Genomic DNA, 483 nt, shown 5'->3' on the forward strand with positions numbered 1-483 from the left:
CCTGCAAATCTGGATTATCTTATCTCCGGGAAAAAATATATCTCAAAGATTTACAGTGCAAAGGATGAGCTGCTTATGGAACTGGAAACGAATCCGACTGCCCGTACAAGTCTCTGCCCTCTGGGACAGGGGAAATATCTTGTCAGCACAGGCTCGCCCTTATATTTATGGAAGGACGGTCAGTTTACGGAACTGATGCGCGGATGCTACAACTACCGTCTGCGCAGGATGAATCATCTCGGAAAATGGAAAAAGGCAGGAGGTCTTTGATGATGGATCATATTCTTACCATACGTCTTTATGCGGCGGGCATCGGCATCGTGGTTGGTGAGTTCCTTGGCAGCTTTGACGATCTGCTCTATGCCCTTGTCGCGTTTGTGGCGACGGACTACATCACGGGAGTTCTCCGTGCGATTGTGGAGAAGAAGCTCTCGAGTACCATCGGCTTTAAGGGAATCTGCAAGAAAGTCTGCATCTTCACCC

General features: G+C 48.9%; 1 protein-coding gene and 1 pseudogene. Both read left to right on the forward strand.

What is annotated here, in order from left to right:
- Positions 1–270: pseudogene (locus tag HMPREF1992_RS00455) on the forward strand (hypothetical protein); the annotation flags it as partial.
- A 2-nt stretch (positions 271–272) separates the two neighbouring features.
- On the forward strand, positions 273–483 hold a 211-nt coding region (locus HMPREF1992_RS00460; protein WP_037357765.1), incomplete at its 3' end, for a phage holin family protein.

This window comes from Selenomonas sp. oral taxon 892 str. F0426 (assembly GCF_000468035.1).
In the GTDB taxonomy this organism is placed as follows: domain Bacteria; phylum Bacillota; class Negativicutes; order Selenomonadales; family Selenomonadaceae; genus Centipeda.